1 protein-coding gene, 2 tRNA genes, 1 rRNA gene and 1 pseudogene are annotated in these 4,180 nt (G+C 34.2%); 2 read left to right on the plus strand and 3 right to left on the minus strand.

Features of this window, described 5'->3' with window-relative positions; genetic code table 11:
* Positions 1–522 precede the first annotated feature (522 nt).
* The 3 genes from AJN58_RS06145 to AJN58_RS06155 all read right to left on the minus strand — a co-directional run bounded on the left by AJN58_RS06145 (position 523) and on the right by AJN58_RS06155 (position 2,298).
* Positions 523–599, minus strand: a tRNA-Ile gene (locus AJN58_RS06145).
* 8 nt (positions 600–607) lie between these two features.
* Positions 608–683 (minus strand) — tRNA-Ala (locus AJN58_RS06150).
* A gap of 102 nt (positions 684–785) precedes the next feature.
* Positions 786–2,298 (minus strand): 16S ribosomal RNA (locus tag AJN58_RS06155).
* Positions 2,299–3,024: 726 nt separating this feature from the next.
* On the opposite strand from AJN58_RS06155, the gene AJN58_RS06160 reads away from it, so the two are divergent.
* Together AJN58_RS06160 and AJN58_RS10570 are read left to right on the plus strand one after the other, a co-directional pair.
* On the plus strand, positions 3,025–3,780 hold the full coding sequence (locus AJN58_RS06160) for a basic amino acid ABC transporter substrate-binding protein (protein WP_070209890.1): 756 nt from the start codon (positions 3,025–3,027) through the stop codon (positions 3,778–3,780).
* A gap of 281 nt (positions 3,781–4,061) precedes the next feature.
* Positions 4,062–4,180, plus strand: a pseudogene (locus AJN58_RS10570) (hypothetical protein); the annotation flags it as partial.

Consider the following 4,180-nt stretch of genomic DNA (forward strand, 5'->3'; position numbering starts at 1 on the left):
TTATTGATTCTAAAACGCATCACTTCCTTGTTAAAGTTTTTATGATAAGACTTCTTTATCTTAAGACGGAAAGCATTCAAACACTTAATATAAAACTAAATGATTTAGTCTTAACTAAGCTGTGAGTTTGAAACTTGTCTTTAATTTACAAATCTTAAATCTAATATTCTCTTTATTATAGAAATAAAGATAATTAAAAGATATAAGTTAAACCAAAGAAAAGATAAATAGGTTTTATCCTTTAACAAGTCCTGTAAAATTGTTTTTATTAAAACTTGCTTGTGACTCTTAACAATGATAATTAAAAAGAACATTTAGGTTTAAAACCTAAAGGAAGTATATATTAATATAATCATTATAAATATAAATACATAATGTATATGCTATTTATATCTATTAAAAAGTATATTCTTTTATAGCTAAAGATAAAAATAAATCTAAGTATAGAGTTTATATTTTATATTTAATCTACTTTATATACTTGCTTTAGATTTTAAAGCTTTTTTATTCAAATCTTTTTTATGGTGGGCCTAACAAGACTTGAACTTGTGACCTCACCCTTATCAGGGGTGCACTCTAACCAGCTGAGCTATAGGCCCTTAATAAATGGTGGAGAATAGCGGGATCGAACCGCTGACCTCCTGCGTGCAAAGCAGGCGCTCTCCCAGCTGAGCTAATTCCCCATAAACAATTAGCTTTATCATCAATCTTTGAAATCTAAACAAGAATCAATTGAGTTTACATATTGAAGTAATAGTGGTGAGACTTATTACTTTGTACTCTAGAAAGGAGGTGATCCAACCGCAGGTTCTCCTACGGTTACCTTGTTACGACTTCACCCCAGTCGCTGATTCCACTGTGGACGGTAACTAGTTTAGTATTCCGGCTTCGAGTGAAATCAACTCCCATGGTGTGACGGGCGGTGAGTACAAGACCCGGGAACGTATTCACCGTAGCATGGCTGATCTACGATTACTAGCGATTCCGGCTTCATGCTCTCGAGTTGCAGAGAACAATCCGAACTGGGACATATTTTATAGATTTGCTCCACCTCGCGGTATTGCGTCTCATTGTATATGCCATTGTAGCACGTGTGTCGCCCTGGGCATAAGGGCCATGATGACTTGACGTCGTCCACACCTTCCTCCTCCTTACGAAGGCAGTCTATTTAGAGTGCTCGGCCGAACCGTTAGCAACTAAATACGTGGGTTGCGCTCGTTGCGGGACTTAACCCAACATCTCACGACACGAGCTGACGACAGCCGTGCAGCACCTGTCTCTAAGTTCTAGCAAGCTAGCACCCTCATATCTCTATAAGGTTCTTAGGATATCAAGCCCAGGTAAGGTTCTTCGCGTATCTTCGAATTAAACCACATGCTCCACCGCTTGTGCGGGTCCCCGTCTATTCCTTTGAGTTTTAATCTTGCGACCGTACTCCCCAGGCGGTACACTTAATGCGTTAGCTGCATTACTGAGATGACTAGCATCCCAACAACTAGTGTACATCGTTTAGGGCGTGGACTACCAGGGTATCTAATCCTGTTTGCTCCCCACGCTTTCGCGCCTTAGCGTCAGTTGAGTTCCAGCAGATCGCCTTCGCAATGGGTATTCTTGGTGATATCTACGGATTTTACCCCTACACCACCAATTCCATCTGCCTCTCCCTCACTCTAGACTATCAGTTTCCCAAGCAGTTTAATGGTTAAGCCATTAGATTTCACAAGAGACTTGATAATCCGCCTACGCGCCCTTTACGCCCAGTGATTCCGAGTAACGCTTGCACCCTCCGTATTACCGCGGCTGCTGGCACGGAGTTAGCCGGTGCTTATTCCTTAGGTACCGTCAGAATTCTTCCCTAAGAAAAGGAGTTTACGCTCCGAAAAGTGTCATCCTCCACGCGGCGTTGCTGCGTCAGGGTTTCCCCCATTGCGCAATATTCCCTACTGCTGCCTCCCGTAGGAGTCTGGACCGTGTCTCAGTTCCAGTGTGACTGATCATCCTCTCAGACCAGTTAAGCGTCATAGCCTTGGTAAGCCATTACCTTACCAACTAGCTGATACTATATAGTCTCATCCTACACCGAAAAACTTTCCCTACTCAACTTATGTTAAGCAGGAGTATAGAGTATTAGCAGTCGTTTCCAACTGTTGTCCTCTTGTGTAGGGCAGATTAACTATACCTTACTCACCCGTGCGCCACTAATCCACTTCTAGCAAGCTAAAAGCTTCATCGTTCGACTTGCATGTATTAGGCACGCCGCCAGCGTTCACTCTGAGCCAGGATCAAACTCTCCATAATAAACCTTCTTTAGCATCAAGGCAAAGCCTTGACTAAGAAGCAAGCTAAAGGCCTACCCCGCCAACCTAATATAGATAAACTACTTAGATTGCATTAAAGAGATAAACCTTATTACTTTTATAGATAGTTTAATCTTTTTCTTCAAAGAAAAAGTTATGAAAGATTAAAAGAAAAGCTTTTAATCTTTTTAAATTAGATTGAATAGATTTTACATAATTGCTTATGCCTAAATCTTTCTGGCTCAATCGATCACTTATTTAGATTTCAAAGATTGACTAATAAGATTTGAATAACAATACTAAGTTAAAAGAACAAAACAAAAAATCATTTTTAAAAGAAAAGTTTTTAAATTAAAAACAAGATTTATAAAAAAGCTTTTTAGTTTTAAATTAAAAAATTAAGAAAGTTAAAAACTCAAATAATTTAAAAACTTAAAAAATCTAAAATAAAGTTAATTTATAAAATCTACTCAGTTAGTGAAACTTTATAATTTAAAAGATTTTAAGTCCTTTTTTCAAAAAAGGAAATGAAAGTATAACCAATTAAACTTAAAAGGGGATTAAATAAAGGATTAAATAGTATAAATATTTGGTAGGTTTTTGAAAATTTTGTATAAAAATATATTTAAAGATTATATAATTTAAAATTGCAAAAAGCAATCAGACTTAATTAAATATAAATTTAAAATAAGTATAATTTTAAAATATTTTATATCAAAGGAAGAGAATGAAAAAAATATTTAGTGTTATTTTAGTTGCCTTGGTTGGCTTATTTTTAAACGCTTGCAATGATTCTAAAAACAAAGAAACAAATGCAAGCGTAGAATTAAAGGTTGGAACCGCCCCAAACTATAAACCTTTTAATTATAAAGAAAATTCAAAACTCACAGGTTTTGATACGGATCTAGTAGAAGAGATCGCCAAAAAAAATGGTATTAAAATTGTTTGGGTTGAAACCAATTTCGATGGGCTAATACCTGCTTTAAAAGCTGGTAAAATTGATATGATTGCCTCGGCTATGAGTGCAACAGATGAAAGAAGACAGAGTGTTGATTTTACTAAACCTTACTATATGAGTAAAAATCTTTATCTTAAACTAAAAAGTAACAATTTACTTCAAACGAAAAATGATTTAGAAGGTAAAAAAATAGGAGTTCAACTAGGAACTTTACAAGAAAATACTGCAAAAGCTATCAAAAATGCACAAGTGCAAAGCAATAAAGATTTAAATATTGCTATTTTAGCACTAAAAAACAACAAAATTGATGCTATTATCGCAGATGAAGATACTGCTAAAGGTTTTTTAGCTGAAAATCCAGACTTGATAAGTTTTTACCAAGAAATGGATGGTGGAGAAGGCTTTAGCTTTGCTTTTGATAAAAACAAACAAAAAGAATTGGTAGAAATTTTTGATAAAGGTATAGATGAGACAAAAACCAATGGATTTTACAATACTTTGATCAAAAAATATGAACTAGAGTAAGCGTGAAAATTCACGCTTATACAACTTAAATCTTCGTTGTGTTTTGTAAAATAACATTTCATATAATTTTACTTTTATTAAACTAACTTCTTTATTTAAAACAAATTTTAATTAAAATTTAACAATATTGATGATTTTCAATGTTAGTATTTAATTATATTTTAAGTTTAAATATTTTATCATTCCGCAGTTTTATATTTGATATTATTATTAAAATATGATTTATAAAACCAATCTTTAAAAAATTTAAAATAAGGAAGGAGAAAAATATTTGAGTAAAAATATTATTTCAAGTAAGATGTTTACGGGGGGGGGGGATTAGAAAATCCCATTTAAATTCTAAAAAGATAGTTTTATCTTTAGCTGCTATTTCTTTCTTAGCTAGTTGTGCAAATGCTGC

The organism is Campylobacter sp. BCW_4321 (assembly GCF_001763075.1).
In the GTDB taxonomy this organism is placed as follows: Bacteria; Campylobacterota; Campylobacteria; order Campylobacterales; family Campylobacteraceae; genus Campylobacter_D; species Campylobacter_D jejuni.

Excerpts from the sequence above, each read along its gene's own strand:
- AJN58_RS06160 (WP_070209890.1), top strand. The coding sequence starts at position 3,025 with ATGAAAAAAATATTTAGTGTTATTTTAGTTGCCTTGGTTGGCTTATTT.